Source organism: Micromonospora sp. U21 (assembly GCF_018070045.1).
Lineage (GTDB): Bacteria > Actinomycetota > Actinomycetes > Mycobacteriales > Micromonosporaceae > Micromonospora.
In genome coordinates, this window is record NZ_JAGPYK010000004.1 from 204,196 (window position 1) to 223,029 (window position 18,834).

The following is an 18,834-nucleotide window of genomic DNA, read 5'->3' on the forward strand; positions in this document are numbered from 1 at the left end:
CCGACCCGGTTCGGCTCAGCGGGTCTCCTGGCGGGGGAGCACCACCTCGCGCAGGATCAGTTGCAGCGCCGCCACCGTGGGGATGGCGATCAGCGCGCCCACCACGCCCAGCAGCGCCACCCCGAGCAGCGCGGCGAGCAGGGCGGCCACCTCGTTGACCTCCACCGAGCGCCGCATCACCTTCGGGTAGATCAGGTAGTTCTCCACCTGCTGGTAGATGAGGAAGAACACCGCGCAGGCGATGCCGACCGGCAGGCTGGTGGCGAAGCCGACCAGGCTCACGATCACCGCCCCGAGGGAGGCGCCGATCTGCGGGATCAGGTCGGTCACCGCGACCACCACGGCCAGCGCGAACGGGTACGGCAGCCCGACGATCAGCGCGAAGACGAAGGTGGTCGCCCCGGCCAGCACCGCGATGCTCAGCGCGCCGACCATGTAGGCGCCCACCTTGGTCAGGATCTCGTCGCCGATCAGCTGGACGCGTTCCCGCCGCGAGCGGGGCACCAGCGCGTACCCGAGGGAGCGCAGCCGGTTGAAGTACGCCAGGAAGTAGATGGTCAGCACCAGCACGGTCAGCGCCCGGAACACCGTGCCGAAGATCAGTTGGGCGCCGCCGAGCACCCCGCCGAGCGCCCGGCCGACGGTGCCCGCGTTGACCGCGCCCTGCACCCGCTCCACCAGGTCGTACCGCTCCACCAGGTCATTGACCGCCGGGTTGCGGCGCAGCTCCTCGACGTAGCTGGGCAGCTGGTCGATGAACTGCCCAGACTGGGTCACGATCGGCGGGACCAGCGCCACCACGCCGCCGCAGAGCAGCAGCACCAGGGTCAGCGCGACCACCGCGACCGCCAGGCCGTGGGGGAGCCCCCAGCGGCGTAGCCGGGCCACCGCCGGGTAGAGGCCGACCGCCAGGAAGAGCGCGATCACCACCAGCAGCAGGATGCCGCCGGCGTTGCGAATCCCCAGATAAAGGGTGTACGCCAGCAGCACGCCGAGCGCGCCCGTGAAGCCGATCAGGAAGCTGCTGCGCCGCAGCGGACGCCCCGGCGTGCCGAACTTTCCGGACGGGACGGCCGGCGGCTCGTCCGGGTCGACGTCCGGGTCGGGGATCGGCACCGGGCGTGGCGTCTCGGCTGGCGGGGGACCGGCCGGCGGGGGACCGGGTGTTGCGTCCGGATCGTCGGCCGACGGGCCGTGCTGCGGCACCAGGGACCTCCCGGGTCAGACGGTGGGGCGACGGGCGACGGCGACGAACGCCCGCCAGGCGGCCGGCGCGAACACCAGCACCGGGCCGCTCGGGTCCTTGCTGTCCCGCACGCCCACCACCCCGGGCAGATTGTCCGCCACCTCGACGCACTCGCTGTTACCGCTGCGACTGGAGGTGCGCCAGACCGCGCCAGTCAGGTGCATGAGTCCACTGCTTCCTTCATGAGGTCAATCGAATGCCGGCGGGAGAGCGCTTCGTTCCGAACCGTCTCCCATCGTGAGAGCAGCGTAGCTACGTCACCATCGCCGTCAACCACGACGCCGGCAAGCTGATTCTCGAGGTTGCCGACCCACCCGCCGTCCGCACCGCGCGCGAGCGTGAAGGGCCCGGACATGCCGACGTGAAGCCCGACGTCGGCGGGAATGACGTGCACGCTGACCTGCGGACGTTGGGCGCATGCGATCAGATGGGTGAGCTGTTCGAACATGAGCCCGCGCATGTGCTCGGCAGCATGTCGCACCGCATGTTCGTCGACGACGGCGATCAGCTGCGGTGGGTCAGGCTGCGTGAGGATGGCTTGTCGGTCCAGCCGGGCGTGCACCCGACGCTCCACCTCGTCGTCGCTGAGCATGTCGTCGCAACGGATGACCGCGCGTGCGTAGTTCTCGGTCTGGAGCAGGCCGGGGATCAGCGTGGGCTGGAAGCAGCGCAGCTGGCGGGCGGTGCGCTCGGCGTCCAGCCAGGGCCGGAACCAGCTCGGCTGGCCGTCCCGCTCGGCGAGCTTGAGCAGGTAGACCAGCAGGCCGCCGGTGGCCAGCACCTCGTCGGCGCGGGCCAGGAAGAGCCGGTCCAACGGACGCTGACCCAGCTCCAGCGCGGACACCATCGAGCCGGAGTAGTGCACCAGCCGGCCGAATTCCTCCTGGCTCATCCCGGCGGCGGTTCGCAGCCGGCGCAGTTGAGCGCGGATCATGTCGGCCGTCGGCGCGGCGTCGCCTTCCACAGTGCCTCCGCAGGTCCGCAGGTCGTCTCCACCGGCCCGCCCGGCGGATCGCGCCACCGACGCAGTCACGCCTCTGGGAGCGCCGACGCCTTCCGACCGTAGCGGTGTGATCAGCAGACTGTCACGTACCGGATCCTTCGCCGGTCACTCCGGTCCCCACCGCGCCGGGCCCGCCGTCACCCGGCGGCGCGCGTCCCGTGCCCCAGTCGAGGAGGTACCCCATGCCCAGCTCCTGCCGTGCCGGCCCCCTCGGACGGTCCCGGACCGCCGGGACGGCGCCGAGGTCGTCCGCCGGCTGCCCGCCGGACTCCGGCAGACCTCGCCGCGCCCGTACGCCGATGGCCGGGCTGCCACAGCCACGGCTCGGGCCGTACCCCGCGCATCCCCGAGCCTGCGGTGACCGGACGCCGCACACTCCGCTGCGACCGATGTGGTGCTGCCGGGCCGACGGCCGGCCGTGGCCGTGTGCCGAGGCCCGGCTGCTGCTCAAGGCGGAGTTCGACGCGGACCCGGCGGCCCTGACCATCTACCTGGCCGGGCTCTATCACGAGGCGGCACACGACCTGTACCAGCTCAACCCCTACGACGGGCCGACGCCACGGGAGCTGTTCGAACGCTTCGTGGCGTGGGGCCCGTTCCGCCGCCCGGTGATCGACCCGCCCTCCGACCCGGCTTGGCCCTGACCCGCCCTGTGGTGACCGGAGTTGACGGCTCCCGGGAGCGGTGGTGACTGCCACCGACCCGGACTGACCGGCCGTTATCCGTTCGGCCGGTCCGGCCCGGCTCGCGACAAGCAGATCTTGGACAGTTTCCGTTCACGGGTAGCGGAAACTGTCCAAGATTGCCGTGGCCGGTGCGCGCGGTGCGGGTGAGCCCCCGGGGTTGGCGCAGAGGGTGTCGCAGTGCCGGTCAGTCCTTCTCGACGGTGACCCTGCTGGGCTTGGCGCTGCGCTCCTCGGTGGTCGGCTTGGTGGGCCGCTTGCCGTTCTCGCTGTTGCTGATGAGCTTGGTTGGGGTGGCGCCCCGGCCGTCCTCGCTCGGTCCGGCGGGCACGGTCACCTCGACCTCCACTTCGGCGCTGGCCTCGCCACCGTCGACGCTGGTCAGCGGCTCGGCCACCGGCCGGGTCGAGCCGTCCCCGGTGACCGGCGCACTTGGCGTCCGGCCGTCGCCAGCAACGGGGCCGGTGGCGTTCTGCAACCGCAGTTCGGCCACCTGCCGCTGGAGTTCGTCGGACTCCTGCCGGGACTTCCAGGTCTCCTGGCGCAGGTCGGCGAGCTGCTGCTGGGCCTGGGCGATCTCCAGCATCACCTGGGCGAGCTGCTGCCTGCCGGCCGCCGCCTCCTGCTGGGTGGCCGCCAGATGCTGCTGGGTGGTGGCCAGGTGCTGCTGCGTGGTGGCCGCGTACTCCTCGAACTGGCGGCGGGAAGCCGCGACGTGCTCGTCCGCCTTGCGGCGCTTGTCGCCCGCCTCGGTCTCGGCCCGGCTCAACAGCTCGGCGGCCTCCTCCTCGGCCCGCAGGCGCATGGTCAGCGCGTCCTGCTCGGCCGCCTGGCGGACCGCTGCGGCGCCCTGCTCGATCTCGTTCCTACGGCTGGTGTACTCCGTCTCCAGCTCGTTCTTGCGGCTGGAGTACTCGGTCTCCAGCTGGTCGCGACGGGTGGTGAAGCCCGTCTCCAGCTCCTGCTGGCGGCCGCTGAAGGTGGTCTCCAGCTCCTGCTGACGACTGGTGAACCCGGTGTCCAGCTCCTGCAGGCGGGACTTGTACTGCTTTTCCAGCTCGTCGCGGCGCTTGGCGAACTCCTGCTCGGCGGCGGACCGCCGCTGGGCCAGCTCCCGGTCGGCCGTCTCCCGTCGGGAGTTGACCTCCTGCTCCACCCCGGCCCGCCAGGCGCCCAGCTCCTGCTGGGTCTGCGCCCGGGCGTGCTGCACGTACGCCTCGGTCTCGCTGCGCATCCGCTGCACGTACGACTCGGTTTCGGCTCGGCTGCGCTTGGCCGACTCGGTGGCCTGCGTGACCAGCCGCTCCGCCTCCTGCTGAGCCTTCGCCCGGGTGGCCCGCCCGGCCATCGAGGCGTCATCAATGATCTGCTTGGCCTCCCGCTGCGCCTTGGCGTGGGTGGCCCGGCCGGCCTCGGTCGCGGTGTCAGTGAGCCGCTTAACCTCCTGAAGGGCCTTGGCGTGCACCTCCTTGGCGGCCTCGCGCAGCTCGCTGGCCTCCTGCCGGGCCGTGGCCAGCGCCTCGCGCGCCGTCTCGCGCAGCTTTGTGGACTCCTGCTGGGCCCGGGTGTGGATCTCCTTGGCGGTGTCGCGCAGCTGGGTGGCCTCCTGCTGGGCCTTCGCCAGCGCGTCCTGCGCCGTCTTGCGCAGCTTCGCCGACTCGTCCTTGGCCGACCGCAGCGTCGACTCCGCCTCGGTGCGCAGGGCGGCGCTTTGCCGCTCCTCCTCCGCACGCCGCGCGGCGAGGGAGATCTCGAAATCCTTCAATGCCCGGGCGGCCTGCTCGCGGGCCTCCTCGATGATGTGCTCAGCGGCGGCGCGACGGGCCTCGATCTCCTCGTTCGCCGCGGACAGGATCTGCTCCGCCTGCTCCTCGGCGAGGGTGAGGATCGACTCGACCCGGGGGCCGAGGTGCCGGAACGAGGCGCGGTCCACCACGTTCATCTGCTTGCGCACCTGGGCGATGTCCCGCTGGAGCACCTCGACCTGGCCGGCGAGCTTGTGGATCTGTGTGTACGCCTGTTCCCGTTCGGCGGCGAGGGTGGCGATCTCGTGCTCGGCACGCGCCACGTACCGGTCGACCTGTCGTTTCTCGTAACCCCGCAGAGCGGACTCGAAGCTGGGCTCCGTGGTCACGTCCCCGCCGAGTGCGAACAGTTCCTCGCCGTGCGACATGCCCCCATCCTCACACGCATCGGGCCCTGCTGGGGCGATACGGACGCCCCTTGTGGGACCTACTTCACTTGGTTCGCAGACCGGGATGTCAAGGAATGGGAAACGCATACGGCGCGAGACAACGCCGGTCACCCGGTGTCACCTCGCGCCGTCGATGCCCCGACCTGACGCCTCGCGTCAGCCGGCGGTCTCCGCGGTGACCCGCTCCTGACCGCCGTCGGCCTTCTTGGCTTCCGGCTTCGCCGCCGGAACCCCGGGGACGATGCCGGCGAGCCCGGAGAGCATCTGACCGAGCTGCGAGGTGACCGCGTCCTTCTGCCGGGTGAGGTCCTCGACCTCGCGGCGGGCGGCCTGGGTGGTCAGCTCCGCCTCGGTGCGGGCCTCGGTGAGCAGGCGCTGCGACTCGGCCTTGGCCTCGTTGAGCGTCTTCTCGGAGAGCGCCTTGGCCTTGTCGATCGTCTCGTTGGCGCTGCGCTCCGACTCGACCCGGCGGGCCTCGGCGCGCTGCTCGATCTCCTTGGCGCGCTCCTGCGCGGCCCGGGCCCGCTGCTCGGCCTCGCTGACCATCTTCTGGGTCTGCGCCACCTGGGCGGCGTGCCGCTCGGACTCCTCGCGCTCGGACTTCTCGCGCCGCTCGGCCAGCTGGAGCTCCAGAGCCTGGAGGTCCTTGTCGCGCTTGTCCCGCGCGTCGGTGAGCAGCTTGGTCGCCTCGGCGCGCTTCTCCTCGGCCTCACGGGCCGCCTTGGCCCGCTGCTGGGTGATCTCCCGCTCGGCGGTGGCCCGGAGGGTGGCCACCTCCCGCTCCACGGTCGACTTCAGCTCGGCCACCTCGTGCGCGGTGACGGTACGCAGCTGCTTGGTCTCGCGGTCGGCGTCGGCGCGCAGCGTGTCGGCCTCGCGGCGGGCCTGCACCCGGACCTCGGCGGCCTCACGCTCGGCGGCGGTGCGCAGGTTGCCGGCCTCGCGCTCGGCGCTGGCCTTCATCGCGGCGGCCTCGGCGCGGGCCTTGTCGGTGATCTCACGAGCCTCGAGGCGGGCGGCGGAGAGGATGCCCTCCGACTCGCGCTTGGCCTCGTTGCGGTGGTCGTTGGCCTGCTCCTCGGCGAGCCGGAGAATCTGCTCGACGCGGGTGCCGAGCCCGGAGAGGGTGGGCCGGCTGTTCTCCTCGAGCTGCTTGTTCGTGTCGGTGAGCTTCTGCTCCAGCGCACTCATGCGCTGCTCGGCTTGGCGGAGCCGACGCTGGGCGTCGTTCATCCGCTGCTCGGCCTCGGCACGGGCCTGCTCGGACTGGGTCAGCGCGGCGGTCATCCGGCCGAGGAAGTCGTCGACCTGGTGGGTGTTGTATCCGCGCAGGCCAACGGTGAAATCTGGCTGCGAGTTCGCGTTATCGAAGAACGCGAGAGGGGAGGACTGCTGCTGGGGCATTGGGACATACTGGCAGACGCCCCAGGGTGCTTCGCAAGAGCGGTGCGCAGCTTTCGTGTCCTCTTTACATGGTCAACTTCCGCGCTCGACGAGGCCGGACCAATGGGCGATCTTGGCAGGTCCCGGGCGGGTCGGACGCCACGCAGCGTGACGCGGAAAAGAGCCACGGGACGTGCCCGTGGCCCTTTGTTCGATCCGGGTGGGTATCCCGCTAATGGCGTTCGAAGAACAATGGCCGTTCACCGCAATGGCCGCCCGGTGCTCGTCCGTCCGGCCGACGGCCCGGTCAGTGCCCCCGGAACCGGTTGATCGCGTCCTCGTGCCTGGCCCGCAGTTCCCCGTCGCGCACGCCCAGCCCGTCGGCGGGGGCGAGGCAGCGCACGCCGACCTTGCCCTGATGGGCGTTGCGGTGCACCTCGTACGCCGCCTGCCCGGTCTGCTCCAGCGGGTAGGTCCGGGACACCGTCGGGTGCACCTTGCCGAGCGCGACCAGGCGGTTGGCCTGCCACGCCTCGTGGTAGTTGGCGAAGTGGCTGCCGACGATCCGCTTGAGGTGCATCCACAGGTAGCGGTTGTCGTACTGGTGCTGGAAGCCGCTGGTGGAGGCGCAGGTGACGATGGTGCCACCGCGCCGCGCCACGTAGACGCTCGCACCGAAGGTCTCCCGGCCCGGGTGCTCGAAGACGATGTCCGGGTCCTCGCCCCCGGTCAGCTCGCGGATCCGCTCACCCAGGCGCTTCCACTCGTCCGGGTCCTGGGTCTGCTCGTCCTTCCAGAACCGGAAGCCCTCCTCCGCCCGGTCGATGACCAGCTCCGCGCCCATCCGGCGGCACAGCTCGGCCTTCTCCGGCGAGGAGACGACGCAGACCGGGATCGCCCCGCCGTTCAGCGCCATCTGGGTGGCGTACCCGCCGAGGCCACCGGAGGCGCCCCAGATCAGCACCACGTCGCCCTGCTTCATGTTGGCCCCGTGGTGCGAGACGAGCTGCCGGTACGCGGTGGAGTTGACCAGCCCCGGGCTGGCCGCCTCCTCCCAGGTCAGGTGCCGCGGCTTGGGCATCAGCTGGTTGGCCTTGACCACGGCCAGCTCGGCCAGCCCGCCGAAGTTGGTCTCGAAGCCCCAGATCCGCTGCTGCGGGTCGAGCATGGTGTCGTCGTGCCCGGCCGCGTCCTCCAGCTCGACGGAGAGGCAGTGGGCGACCACCTCGTCGCCGGCGGCCCACCGGGTCACCCCGGGGCCGGTACGCAGCACCACGCCGGCCGCGTCCGAGCCGACCACGTGGTACGGCAGGTCGTGCCGGCGGGTCAGCTCGGAGACCCGGCCGTAGCGCTGGAGGAACTTGAATGTGGGCACCGGCTCGAAGATGCTGGTCCACACCGTGTTGTAGTTGATCGCGCTGGCCATCACCGCGACCAGCGCCTCGCCCGGACCGAGCTCCGGCGTCGGCACCTCCTGCACGTGCAGCGCCTTGCGGGGGTCCTTGTCCCGGGTGGCCATGCCGTCGAACATCCGGGCCTCTTCGGCGCGGACGACCACGCCCCGGTAGCTCTCCGGAACGGGCAGCCCGGCGACGCCGGCAAGCTCGCGGTCCGGATCGCTCGATTCCTCCGCCGCCATGATCGCTTCGAGGATGTCCTGCACGGTGACCTCCGGTTCGTCCGCACCCGCACGGGCCCGGGTGCTGCCATCGTCGGCGCCGGTGGGCGCGACCGCCATGTCGGCATTCGACACATCCGGCACCGGTCGCGCTCCTGTGGGCCGGGACGTTACTGAACGGTAGCTAAAGCGGGAAGTCTTCTGTGAAAAACTGCATCCGCCGATGCGTGAAGGTGTCCGGCCACCCCGCCAACCGCGCACTCACGTGCTCGCCCGCCGCGATTCCCCCGCCCCCGCCCGCCCCCGATCCCCGGCGATGCGGGGTGGCCGGGCGCTGCGCGGCGGCCGGAACAGTGGGCGGTGCGACCGGGCGGTACGCGGTGCGACGGGGCGAGGTGCGGCGCGGTGCGCGCTGCGACCGGCGGTGCGCGGTGCGCGGTGCGACCGGCGTTGGGTGCGGTCGGCGGTGCGGGGCGGTCGGCGGTGCGGGGCGGGCGGTCGGCGGTGAGGTGCGGTGCGGTCGGCGGTGCGGGACGGTCGGCGGTGCGGTGCGGTGAGGTGCGGCCGGCGGTGCGGTGTGCCTGTCGGTGCGCGTGGCGCGGTCGGTCGTGGCAGCAACTTCAGGGATGTAGTGGCCTCAACGCCGGCGGAGGCCCCTATATCCCTGAAGTTGTGCGGATCTTGGCAGCGTGGGCTGGGGCGCGGCGTGCGCGCGGCGCCGGGGCGCGCGGCGTCGAGGCGCGGTGCGGGCGCGCGGTGCGGGCGCGCGGGGCGGGCGCGCGGGGCGGGGGAAAGGCGACGCGGGGCGCGGGGCCGGGGGGAATGCGGCGCGGCACCGGGGGAACGCGGCGCGGGGGGAGAGGTCTCGGGGCGTACGACCGGGCGCCGCGACGCTTGATCGACTCGCTTTCAGCGATGTGGCGGTGTCCGGGTCGTCTGGACACCGCCACATCGGCGACTGGAGTTGATCAAGCGTCGCCGGCGAAGAGCGGCGTTCCGGGGCGTTCAGTGGGTGGTGGCGGGTTCGACGAGTTCGACCAGGACGCCGCCGGCGTCCTTGGGGTGCACGAAGTTGATCCGGGAGTCCGCGGTGCCGCGCCGTGGTGCGTCGTAGAGCAGCCGCATCCCGCGCGCCCGCAGCGCGGCGCAGGCCGCGTCGATGTCCACCACGGTGTACGCGACCTGCTGCACGCCCGGCCCGTTGCGGTCCAGGAACTTGGCGATCGTCGACTCCGGGGTGAGCGGGGCGAGCAACTGCACGCAGCCGCCCTCGGCGGTCGGCCCGACGGCCAGCATCGCTTCCCGGACGCCCTGCTCGGCGTTGGTCTCGGTGTGCACGCAGCGCATCCCGAACGTCCGCTGGTAGAAGTCGATCGCGGCGTCCAGGTCGGCCACGGCGATCCCGACGTGGTCAATCTTGCGAAGCCCGATGTCTGTGACGTAGTCCGCACCGGGCTCGGCGGGGGAGTTCTCAGCCATGGCGCTAGTCTGGCCGAACAATCGTTAAGGCGTACAGCTCGGCACCCCCCTCGGAGGCAGGCATGGCTTCGGTGATCGTCAGCGGCGCGCGGACCCCGATGGGGCGGCTGCTGGGCAACCTCAAGGACCTCCCGGCCACGAAGCTCGGCGGGATCGCGATCAAGGCGGCGCTGGAGCGCGCCGGTGTCAGCCCGGACCAGGTCCAGTACGTGATCATGGGGCAGGTGTTGCAGGCCGGCGCCGGCCAGATCCCGGCCCGCCAGGCGGCGGTCGAGGCGGGCGTGCCGATGTCCGTGCCGGCGCTGACCATCAACAAGGTCTGCCTCTCCGGCCTGGACGCGATCGCCCTGGCCGACCAGCTCATCCGGGCCGGCGAGTTCGACATCGTGGTGGCCGGCGGCATGGAGTCGATGACCAACGCCCCGCACCTGCTGCTCGGCCAGCGCTCGGGCTACAAGTACGGCGACGTGGTGGTCAAGGACCACATGGCGCACGACGGGCTCAGCGACGCCTGGGACTGCTGCTCGATGGGCGAGTCCACCGAGCGGCTCGGCACGAAGCACGGCATCTCCCGCGAGGAGCAGGACGCCTTCGCCGCGGCCAGCCACCAGCGGGCCGCCGCCGCCCAGAAGAACGGCCACTTCGCCGACGAGATCACTCCCGTGGTGATCCCGCAGCGCAAGGGCGACCCGCTGGTGATCAGCGAGGACGAGGGCATCCGCCCGGACACCAGCGTCGAGTCCCTGGCCAAGCTGCGTCCCGCGTTCGCCAAGGACGGCACCATCACCGCCGGCAGCTCCTCGCCGATCTCCGACGGCGCCGCCGCGGTGGTCGTGATGAGCATGGCGAAGGCCAAGGAGCTGGGGCTGACCTGGCTGGCCGAGATCGGCGCGCACGGCAACGTGGCGGGCCCGGACAACTCCCTGCACTCGCAGCCGTCCAACGCGATCAACCACGCCCTGAAGAAGGGCGGCCTGAGCGTCGAGGACCTGGATCTCATCGAGATCAACGAGGCGTTCGCCCAGGTCGGCATCCAGTCCACCCGTGACCTGGGCATCAGCCCGGACAAGGTCAACGTCAACGGCGGGGCGATCGCGCTGGGGCACCCGATCGGCATGTCCGGCGCCCGGCTGGTGCTCACTCTCGCGCTCGAGTTGAAGAGGCGCGGCGGCGGCACCGGCGCGGCCGCGCTCTGCGGCGGCGGCGGCCAGGGGGACGCCCTGATCATCCATGTTCCGGGAAAGGCTGAGACCAACCAGTGAGTGAAGCGGTCGAGCACGTTCCGGCGGCCGGCGCATCGTCGGTGCGCCGGAGCCGGGACGTACCTCTGCTGGTCGAGCGGGCCCGCGCGGGTGATCCCCGCGCGGTGGCCCGACTGATCACGCTGGTCGAGAACGGCGACGAGCTGCTGCCGGAGATCGCCGCCGCCCTGGCGCCGTACGCCGGGCAGGCCCAGGTGGTGGGGTTGACCGGCTCGCCCGGGGTGGGCAAGTCGACCACCACCAACGAGCTGGTCCGCGCGCTGCGAGCGCGCGGGCACCGGGTCGGCGTGCTGGCGGTGGACCCGTCCAGCCCGTTCACCGGCGGGGCGATCCTCGGCGACCGGGTGCGGATGCAGGACCACGCCACCGACCCGGGCGTCTACATCCGGTCGATGTCCAGCCGGGGGCACCTCGGCGGGCTGGCCGCGGCGACACCGCAGGCGGTCCGGGTGCTGGAGGGCGCCGGCTGCGACGTGGTGCTGGTGGAGACCGTCGGCGTCGGGCAGGCCGAGGTGGAGGTCGCCTCGTTGGCCGACACCACGCTGGTGCTGCTCGCGCCGGGTATGGGTGACGCGATCCAGGCGGTCAAGGCCGGCATCTTGGAGATCGCCGACGTGTTCGTGGTCAACAAGGCCGACCGGGACGGCGTCGACGCCACCGTGCGTGACATCCAGGGCATGATCGCCCTCGGTGAGCGCGGCCCGGGCCAGTGGCGACCGCAGGTGGTCCGTTCGGTCGCCGCGCGTGGTGAGGGCATCGACGACATCGCCGCCGCCATCGACAAGCATCGTGGCTGGCTGGTCGAGCACGGTGAGCTGCGCCGCCGCCAGGAGGCGCGGGCCGCCGCCGAGATCGAGGCCATCGCGCTCGGCGTGCTCCGCGCCCGGATCGGTTCACTGCGCGACGGCACCGAGCTGCAGACGCTGGCCGCCAAGGTCGCCGAAGGCGCCCAGGACCCCTACGCGGCCGCAGACCGCCTGCTATCCCAGCTAGCCCGCTAACAGCCCCCCGGGCCGCCCCGCCGGCCGGCCCCGCCCCCCGCGCCCCCGAACCCTGCGTCGATCTAGGGCGCATTGTCGTGAGTGGATCTCCACAAGCGACGATAGTCCCTAGATCGACGAGGCAGTAGGCTCGCGGACGCGCGGGGTGGTTCGTGTGCGGCGGGAGGACGGCAGCGTGGATGAGAGCGGGGAGCGGGACGTGAGCGACGAGGCGACGCGGGAGCTGACCACGGTGCCGGCGGTGGCTGGCGGGACGACGCAGGTCTCCGACGAGGTGGTCGAGAAGATCGCTGTCGCGGCGGCCCGCGCGGTGCCCGGGGTGGCCGAGCTGGGCGGGGACGTCGCCCGGTTCCTCAACTCGGTCCTCGACCGGGTCGGGCTGGACCAGGTGGGCGATGCCCGGCGGGGCTGCTCGGCGCACGTGACCGGGGACGCCGCCGTGGTCAACCTGGTGCTGGTCATCCAGGCCGGCCAGCCGGTGCCGGAGATCACCGGGCAGGTGCGGGCCCGGGTCACCGAGGCGGTCGAGGCGTACGGGCTGCGGGTGGACGAGGTCAACATCCGGGTCGACGACGTGGCGATGGGCGGGCCGGCGACTCCGGCCGTCTGACCGTCGGGGCAGCTCAGGTTACCCGCCGGTACGACGTGACTTAGCGATCGTTCAGGCAAGGGCTCTACACTCGACGTGCAGTCGAGGACCGAGGAGGAGCCCTGCGCATGGACGCCGACGAGATCGCCGCCGGACGGGCACGCTGGCAGGCCCGGTACGACTCCGCGCGCAAGCGGGACGCGGACTTCACCACGCTCTCCGGGATGCCGGTCGAGCCGGTCTACGGGCCGCCCGAGGGCGCCGCCTACCCGGGGTTCGAGCGGATCGGCTGGCCGGGCGAGTACCCGTACACCCGGGGCCTGTACCCGACCGGCTACCGCGGTCGGACCTGGACGATCCGGCAGTTCGCCGGCTTCGGCAACGCCCAGCAGACCAACGAGCGCTACAAGATGATCCTCGGCGCCGGCGGTGGCGGCCTCTCGGTCGCGTTCGACATGCCGACCCTGATGGGCCGCGACTCCGACGACCCGCAGGCGCTCGGCGAGGTCGGCCACTGCGGCGTCGCCATCGACACCGCCACCGACATGGAGGCGCTGTTCGACGGGATCGACCTGGCCGGCGTCACCACCTCGATGACCATCTCCGGCCCGGCCGTGCCGGTGTTCTGCATGTACCTGGTGGCGGCCGAGCGGCAGGGCGCCGACCTGTCCAAGCTGGACGGCACCCTGCAGACCGACATCTTCAAGGAGTACATCGCGCAGAAGGAGTGGCTCTTCGACCCCGAGCCGCACCTGCGCCTGATCGGCGACCTGATGGAGTACTGCGCCGGGGAGATCCCGCGCTACAAGCCGCTGTCGGTCTCCGGCTACCACATCCGCGAGGCCGGCTCGACCGCCGCGCAGGAGCTGGCGTACACCCTGGCCGACGGTTTCGGCTACGTGGAGCTGGGCTTGAGCCGCGGGTTGGACGTCAACGTCTTCGCGCCGGGGCTCAGCTTCTTCTTCGACTCGCACCTCGACTTCTTCGAGGAGATCGCCAAGTTCCGGGCCGCCCGGCGGATCTGGGCCCGTTGGCTGCGCGAGGTCTACGGAGCGACCAGCGAGAAGGCGCTCTGGCTGCGGTTCCACACGCAGACCGCCGGGGTGTCGCTGACCGCCCAGCAGCCGGTCAACAACGTCGTACGCACCGCCGTCGAGGCGTTGGCCGCGGTGCTCGGCGGGACCAACTCGCTGCACACCAACGCGCTGGACGAGACCCTGGCGCTGCCCACCGACGAGTCGGCCGAGATCGCCCTGCGTACCCAGCAGGTGCTGATGGAGGAGACCGGCGTGGTCAACGTGGCCGACCCGCTCGGCGGCTCCTGGTACGTGGAGGCGCTGACCGACAAGATCGAGGCCGAGGCGGAGGAGATCTTCGCCCGGATCCGGCAGCTCGGTGGGGAGGGGCCGCACCAGATCGGCCCGATGACCTCCGGCATCCTGCGCGGCATCGAGGACGGCTGGTTCACCGGGCACATCGCTGAGTCGGCCTTCGTCTACCAGCAGGCGCTGGAGAAGGGCGACAAGAAGATCGTCGGCGTCAACTGCCACACCGGCACGGTCGCCAAGGAGCTGGAGATCCTGCGCATCTCACACGAGGTGGAGCTGGAGCAGCGCCGGGTGCTCGCCGAGCGCAAGAGCGCCCGGGACGAGTCCGCGGTCCGCGCGGCGGTCGCCCGGATGGTCGACGCCAGTCGCACCGACCAGAACATGATCCCCGCCATGCTCGACGCCGTCCGCGCCGAGGCGACCCTCGGCGAGATCTGCGACGCCCTTCGCGCCGAGTGGGGCACCTACCGGGAGCCCGCCCGCTTCTGACCCCGTTCCGCAACCCCGTCGATCGTGCACTTGTGCCCCGGCAGATGCCGCAGATGCCGCCTCTCCGGGGCAGAAAGTGCATGATCACGGGGTTGGGGCGGTGCGGGTGAGAGTTGCAACGTCCCAGTTGCGGGTGAGCGGAGATCGCGGGCTCACGTGCGAGACTAGGTAACCATGAGCGACCCACGGATCACCTCGTCGATCTTCACCCGCGGCGCGGTCGACCTCAGCACGCTGCGCGGCCCCGCACCAGCCAGTACCCGCCCCGGCACACCCCCGCAGGGCGGCCCGTCCGCCGGCAGTCCCGGCGCGCCCACCGCTGCCGGTAACGCCGCCGTCGTCGACGTCACCGAGGCGACCATCCAGTCCGACGTGCTCGAGCGGTCGATGGCCATGCCGGTCATCGTCTTCTTCGGCGCGGCCGGCTTCCCGGAGAGCGACGAGTTCGCCCCGGTGCTGGAGCGGCTGGCCGCCGAGAGCGGCGGCACGTGGGTGCTGGCCCGGGTCGACGTGCAGGAAAACCCCCGGATCGCCCAGATGTTCCGGGTCCAGGGCATCCCCATGGTCTACGCGGTGGTCGGCGGCCAGCCGATCGACGCCTTCTCCGGCGTGGTGCCCGAGGCGCAGCTGCGCCAGTGGATCCAGGCCGTACTCAAGGCCGGCGGCGTGGCCGTCGCAGAGCCGGAGGACCCCCGCCTCGACGAGGCGGACGACGCGCTGATGAGCGGCGATCTGGACGCCGCCGAGCGGGCGTACCGCAAGATCCTGGCCGACAGCCCGGCGGACGCCGCGGCCGAGGCCGGCCTGGCCCAGGTCGGGGTGGCCCGCCGCGTTGCCGGCGCCGACCCGGCAACCGCGCTGGCCGCCGCCGAGAGCGCCCCCGACGACGTGGCGGCCCAACTGCTGGCCGCCGACATCGAGGTGCTCAGCGGCCTGGCCGAGCAGGCGTACGCCCGGCTCGTCGGCCTGGTCCGGCGCACCGCCGGCGAGGACCGCGAGACCGTACGCCAGCACCTGGTCTCGCTGTTCACCATCGCCGGCCCGGATGATCCGGCGGTCGCCTCGGCACGCCGGGCCCTGGCCAGCGCCCTGTTCTGAGTTCACAGCACGCCAGCGCGGGCCGGCGTTCCGGCCGGCCCGCCCGACCACCGAGGACGGGAGCTCATGATGCGCCGGATCGCCGTCCTCGACGCGCCGACAAATCTCGGTCTGCGGCCACCGACGTCCACCTCGGTCCCGGGCTGCGCCAAGGCGCCCGGTGCGCTGCGCGACCACGACCTGCTGGCCCGACTGCGGGCCCGCGACGCCGGCTGCATCACCCCACCCCGGTACGACCCGGGTGACTGGCGGCCCGGCGACGGGGTGTGCCACGCCCGGGAGATCGCCGACTACTCACTGGCGCTCGCCGAGCGGATCGGCTCCATCATCGACCGGGGGGAGTTCCCGGTGGTGCTGGGCGGCGACTGCTCCGTGCTGCTCGGCTCGGCGCTGGCCATGCACCGCCTCGGAGAGGCGGTCGGCGGGCGGATCGGGCTGGTCTTCGTGGACGGTCACTCCGACTTCCGGCACCCCGGCAACGCCTCCTACGTGGGCGCTGCGGCTGGCGAGGACCTGGCCCTGGTCACCGGGCGGGGGCAGGCCGACCTGGCCGCGCTGGAGGGGCGCCGACCCTACTTCCGCGACATCGACGTGGTGGTGCTCGGCATCCGGGCGCAGGACGAATACCGGCTCGACCTCCAGGCTGCCGGGATCGTCACCCGGCCGGTGCCCTCGCTGCGCGCCGAAGGCGCCGCCCGGACGGCCCAGTGGGCGCACGAACAGCTCGCCGACTGCGCGGGCTACTGGGTGCACATCGACGTGGACGTGCTCGACCCGGCGGTGATGCCCGCCGTGGACGCGCCGGACCCGGGCGGGATCGCCTTCGCCGAGCTGGAGATCCTGCTCGCCGGCCTGGTCGACACCCCGCACTGCCTCGGCGTCGAGCTGACCGTCTTCGACCCCGACTACGACCCGGACGGCTCCTACGCGGCCGAGATCGTCAACACCGTGGTGGCCGGCCTGGCCCCGGTCACCGCCCCCGAGGCGGTGCCGCCCCGGTTGCTGTCGGCCCGGCCGGCCGCCCCCACCCCACGGCGCGGCAACGGCCGGCCCGCGGTCGTCACCGAGCGACCCGACGAACCGCGTCCCGCGACCGGCGACGAGGCCGATGCCGAGCCCTCCGGTGCCCGTCCGGCGGCGGGCCGGCTGCCCCTCGGCGGCGCGGCCCCGGCCGAGCCGGAGCCGCTCGGCATCCTCGGTCCGGTCCACTCGGAGCCGGCCGGCATCCCGGCTCCGGTCGAGCGGGAACCGGTCGGCCCACCCGCGTCGGCCGGCCCGGGCCTGCTACGACGACCCTCGCCAACCGTCCCGGAGCCCACCGACCGCTCCAACGCGGACACTGCCTGACCACTCCGCCCTGAGGGCGGTCGGGTTGGTGTGATCGAACGGTATCGGCGATATCGGGGTGTCCAGGTGTCTCGGACACCCCGATATCAGCGACCCGGAGTGGATCACCGCCCAGTCGGCGCTTGGAACTGGCGGATCAGCGGGCCGGGAGGGCGCGCAGGAAACGCTCGGCGATCGGTACGGCGGACGCGGTGCTGGCGCCGCCCTTCTCCACGAAGACGGCGAACGCGACGTCACCCCGCCAGCCGACGAACCAGGCGTGCGTGTGGGCCGGGTTGTCGTCGTACTCGGCGGTGCCGGTCTTGCCGTACACCTCGCCACCCGGCACGTCCCTGAGCGCGCTGCCGGTGCCGGCGGTGATCACCTCGCGCATCATGGTGCGCAGCGCCTCGACCGACTCGCGCTTGAGCGGCTCGCCGGCCGCGGCCGGCTTGGCCGGCGCCGGGTCGACCAGCAGCTTCGGCTGCTCGAAGCGGCCCCGGGCGACCGCGGCGGTGGCGCCGGCCATCGCCAGGGGGCTGACCAGTGTGGTGCCCTGCCCGAACGAGGCGGCGGCCTGCTCGGCGAGGCTGCCGCCCGCCGACACCTTGCCGGTGAACGCGTCGGTGCCGAGGTCCCACTGCCCCTCCAGGCCCAGCGAGCGGCCGGCGGCGGCCAGCCCGTCGCCGCCCAGCTTCGGGGCCAGCGCGGCGAACGCCGTGTTGCAGGACTTGGCGAAGTCGGTGCGGAACGGCACCGAGCCGAGCTGGAAATTGTCCGAATTCTTGAACGACCGACCGTCGACGGTGAAGGTCTTCGGGCACTGCACCGGCCCGTCCAGCGTGACCGCGCCGCGGTCCAGCAGACCCAACGCGCTGACCATCTTGAACGTCGACCCCGGCGGCACCTGGGCGGTGAAGGCCAGGTTCTCCCCGGCCGGCCCGGGCCCGTTGGCCGCGGCGAGCACCGCACCGTCGCTGATCCGCACCGCCACCAGGGCGGACCGGCGCGGCTCGGCGCGCAGCGCGCCGTCGGCCGCGTTCTGGGCGGCCACGTCCAGGGTGGTCTTCAGAGGCTGACCGGGCTGCGGCTCCCGACGGAACAGCTCGGTGCCGGTGGGCGCCAGCTTGCCGTCCTCGGCGGGCCGCTCGACCACGACGGTCAGCCCCGGGCCGCCGCGCAACCGCTCGTCGTAGCGGCCCTGCAGTCCGCCGTGCCCGACGAGGTCACCGGCGACGTAGCGGTCGGGGTGCGCGGCGAGGTCGTCGGCCTGCGCCGGGTCGACCGTGCCGAGCAGCGCGCGGGCGAACTCCCGGGTCGGCGCCAGGTCGAGCTTGTCGGACACGAACTTGGTGCCGGGCAGATCGTAGATCCGAGGCTTGATCTGCCGGTACGCCTCCTCGCGCAGGGTCACCACCTCGACGAGAGCGCCCGGCTCGGCCTTGGCCACCCGGTCGGGCAGGTCGGACAGGTCGACGGCGGGGACCAGGGCCGGTCGGATCGCCTTGAAGCCCGAGCCGAGATCCTTGACCAGCTTCTTGATGTCGGTGACCTGGTTCGGCTGCACACCCACGCGGACCACCGGGCGGGGCGCCACGATCGGCTGCCCGGCCTGGTCCAGCAGCCCGGCCCGGGGGCCGGTGTCGCGGCGCAGCCCCATCCGGTCACCCTTGGTCAGCTGCTCGTGCACCACCCGGGGCTCCCACATCACCTGCCACTGGTCGTCGTCGCCCTTGACGAGCCGCAGCTCCCGGTCGTACGCCCAGCGGGTCTCACCCGGCAGCTTCCACTCCACCCGGATGGGCGCGGTCGCGATGTCGGCGGTGACCTTCGGCTCACCCCGGCGGGTCAGCGTGGGCGGGGTGGCCGCCAGCTCGCCGGAGAGCTCCGTGATCTCGCGCGTCACCTCGGCCGCCGGCAGTTTGGCGCCGGTCGTGTCGACCAGGCCGACCGCCTGAAGGTCGCCGCCGCGCCAGCCGGCGAGGAAGGCGTCGACGCTGCGCTGCGGCCCGTCCTCGCCGGAGCAGGCGGCCAGCAGACCGGCGGTGAGCAGGGTCGCGGTGAGGGCGGCGACCCTCCGCCGGTGGTTCGGCCGGTGGGGCCGGGGGTACGACAGGGGCATGGAGCGGGTCCTT

The 18,834-nt window shown here is 72.5% G+C and carries 15 protein-coding genes; 7 read left to right on the forward strand and 8 right to left on the reverse strand.

Annotated elements, in window-relative coordinates; genetic code table 11:
* Nucleotides 1–15 precede the first annotated feature (15 nt).
* Genes KBX63_RS07310 through KBX63_RS07320 form a run of 3 tightly spaced genes read right to left on the reverse strand, consistent with a single transcriptional unit; the run spans nucleotide 16 to nucleotide 2,180 of the window.
* Nucleotides 16–1,206 (reverse strand): AI-2E family transporter, encoded by a 1,191-nt coding sequence (locus KBX63_RS07310; RefSeq protein ID WP_374102194.1) that lies wholly within the window; start codon nucleotides 1,204–1,206, stop codon nucleotides 16–18.
* Nucleotides 1,207–1,221: 15 nt separating this feature from the next.
* A complete protein-coding gene (locus KBX63_RS07315; RefSeq protein WP_210909755.1) occupies nucleotides 1,222–1,410 on the reverse strand; it encodes a DUF397 domain-containing protein in 189 nt (62 codons plus the stop codon).
* Nucleotides 1,401–2,180 carry a helix-turn-helix transcriptional regulator gene (locus tag KBX63_RS07320; protein ID WP_210910170.1) on the reverse strand — a complete coding sequence of 260 codons (780 nt, stop codon included), beginning with the start codon at nucleotides 2,178–2,180 and terminating at the stop codon, nucleotides 1,401–1,403. Before KBX63_RS07320 ends, KBX63_RS07315 begins: the two co-directional genes overlap by 10 nt.
* 368 nt (nucleotides 2,181–2,548) lie before the next feature.
* On the opposite strand from KBX63_RS07320, the gene KBX63_RS07325 reads away from it, so the two are divergent.
* Nucleotides 2,549–2,893 carry a hypothetical protein gene (locus KBX63_RS07325; protein WP_210909757.1) on the forward strand — a complete coding sequence of 115 codons (345 nt, stop codon included), beginning with the start codon at nucleotides 2,549–2,551 and terminating at the stop codon, nucleotides 2,891–2,893.
* Between the two features lie 226 nt (nucleotides 2,894–3,119).
* Here KBX63_RS07325 and KBX63_RS07330 read toward each other — a convergent pair whose 3' ends face one another.
* From KBX63_RS07330 to mce, 4 genes are all read right to left on the reverse strand, one after another.
* The gene (locus KBX63_RS07330; RefSeq protein ID WP_210909758.1) at nucleotides 3,120–5,105 is read right to left on the reverse strand and encodes a hypothetical protein; all 1,986 of its coding nucleotides are present in this window, start codon (nucleotides 5,103–5,105) and stop codon (nucleotides 3,120–3,122) included.
* Nucleotides 5,106–5,282: 177 nt separating this feature from the next.
* Nucleotides 5,283–6,530, reverse strand: coding sequence for a DivIVA domain-containing protein (locus KBX63_RS07335; RefSeq protein ID WP_210909760.1), 1,248 nt, complete (start codon nucleotides 6,528–6,530; stop codon nucleotides 5,283–5,285).
* 286 nt (nucleotides 6,531–6,816) lie between these two features.
* Nucleotides 6,817–8,172, reverse strand: a complete 1,356-nt coding sequence (gene ccrA / locus KBX63_RS07340; protein ID WP_210910172.1) for a crotonyl-CoA carboxylase/reductase — start codon at nucleotides 8,170–8,172, stop codon at nucleotides 6,817–6,819.
* A gap of 960 nt (nucleotides 8,173–9,132) precedes the next feature.
* The gene (gene mce, locus KBX63_RS07345) at nucleotides 9,133–9,606 is read right to left on the reverse strand and encodes a methylmalonyl-CoA epimerase (protein ID WP_210909762.1); all 474 of its coding nucleotides are present in this window, start codon (nucleotides 9,604–9,606) and stop codon (nucleotides 9,133–9,135) included.
* Between the two features lie 62 nt (nucleotides 9,607–9,668).
* On the opposite strand from mce, the gene KBX63_RS07350 reads away from it, so the two are divergent.
* From KBX63_RS07350 to KBX63_RS07375, 6 genes are all read left to right on the forward strand, one after another.
* The gene (locus KBX63_RS07350) at nucleotides 9,669–10,868 is read left to right on the forward strand and encodes an acetyl-CoA C-acetyltransferase (protein WP_210909769.1); all 1,200 of its coding nucleotides are present in this window, start codon (nucleotides 9,669–9,671) and stop codon (nucleotides 10,866–10,868) included.
* Nucleotides 10,865–11,869, forward strand: a complete 1,005-nt coding sequence (gene meaB, locus KBX63_RS07355) for a methylmalonyl Co-A mutase-associated GTPase MeaB (protein WP_210909771.1) — start codon at nucleotides 10,865–10,867, stop codon at nucleotides 11,867–11,869. Before KBX63_RS07350 ends, meaB begins: the two co-directional genes overlap by 4 nt.
* 199 nt (nucleotides 11,870–12,068) lie before the next feature.
* Nucleotides 12,069–12,479, forward strand: a complete 411-nt coding sequence (locus KBX63_RS07360; protein WP_210910173.1) for an Asp23/Gls24 family envelope stress response protein — start codon at nucleotides 12,069–12,071, stop codon at nucleotides 12,477–12,479.
* Between the two features lie 107 nt (nucleotides 12,480–12,586).
* Nucleotides 12,587–14,275 (forward strand): methylmalonyl-CoA mutase, encoded by a 1,689-nt coding sequence (locus tag KBX63_RS07365; protein ID WP_210909773.1) that lies wholly within the window; start codon nucleotides 12,587–12,589, stop codon nucleotides 14,273–14,275.
* A gap of 174 nt (nucleotides 14,276–14,449) precedes the next feature.
* The gene (locus KBX63_RS07370; RefSeq protein ID WP_210909775.1) at nucleotides 14,450–15,373 is read left to right on the forward strand and encodes a tetratricopeptide repeat protein; all 924 of its coding nucleotides are present in this window, start codon (nucleotides 14,450–14,452) and stop codon (nucleotides 15,371–15,373) included.
* 66 nt (nucleotides 15,374–15,439) lie between these two features.
* Nucleotides 15,440–16,720, forward strand: coding sequence for an arginase family protein (locus tag KBX63_RS07375; RefSeq protein ID WP_210909777.1), 1,281 nt, complete (start codon nucleotides 15,440–15,442; stop codon nucleotides 16,718–16,720).
* 136 nt (nucleotides 16,721–16,856) lie between these two features.
* On the opposite strand, the gene KBX63_RS07380 is transcribed toward KBX63_RS07375, so the two are convergent.
* Entirely contained in the window at nucleotides 16,857–18,821 is a 1,965-nt protein-coding gene (locus KBX63_RS07380; protein WP_210909779.1) for a penicillin-binding transpeptidase domain-containing protein, read from the reverse strand.
* Nucleotides 18,822–18,834 lie beyond the last annotated feature (13 nt).

Excerpts from the sequence above, each read along its gene's own strand:
- KBX63_RS07315 (WP_210909755.1), bottom strand. The coding sequence starts at position 1,410 with ATGCACCTGACTGGCGCGGTCTGGCGCACCTCCAGTCGCAGCGGTAAC.
- KBX63_RS07320 (WP_210910170.1), bottom strand. The coding sequence starts at position 2,180 with ATGATCCGCGCTCAACTGCGCCGGCTGCGAACCGCCGCCGGGATGAGC.
- KBX63_RS07325 (WP_210909757.1), top strand. The coding sequence starts at position 2,549 with ATGGCCGGGCTGCCACAGCCACGGCTCGGGCCGTACCCCGCGCATCCC.
- KBX63_RS07330 (WP_210909758.1), bottom strand. The coding sequence starts at position 5,105 with ATGTCGCACGGCGAGGAACTGTTCGCACTCGGCGGGGACGTGACCACG.
- KBX63_RS07335 (WP_210909760.1), bottom strand. The coding sequence starts at position 6,530 with ATGCCCCAGCAGCAGTCCTCCCCTCTCGCGTTCTTCGATAACGCGAAC.
- mce (WP_210909762.1), bottom strand. The coding sequence starts at position 9,606 with ATGGCTGAGAACTCCCCCGCCGAGCCCGGTGCGGACTACGTCACAGAC.
- KBX63_RS07350 (WP_210909769.1), top strand. The coding sequence starts at position 9,669 with ATGGCTTCGGTGATCGTCAGCGGCGCGCGGACCCCGATGGGGCGGCTG.
- KBX63_RS07365 (WP_210909773.1), top strand. The coding sequence starts at position 12,587 with ATGGACGCCGACGAGATCGCCGCCGGACGGGCACGCTGGCAGGCCCGG.
- KBX63_RS07370 (WP_210909775.1), top strand. The coding sequence starts at position 14,450 with ATGAGCGACCCACGGATCACCTCGTCGATCTTCACCCGCGGCGCGGTC.
- KBX63_RS07375 (WP_210909777.1), top strand. The coding sequence starts at position 15,440 with ATGATGCGCCGGATCGCCGTCCTCGACGCGCCGACAAATCTCGGTCTG.
- KBX63_RS07380 (WP_210909779.1), bottom strand. The coding sequence starts at position 18,821 with ATGCCCCTGTCGTACCCCCGGCCCCACCGGCCGAACCACCGGCGGAGG.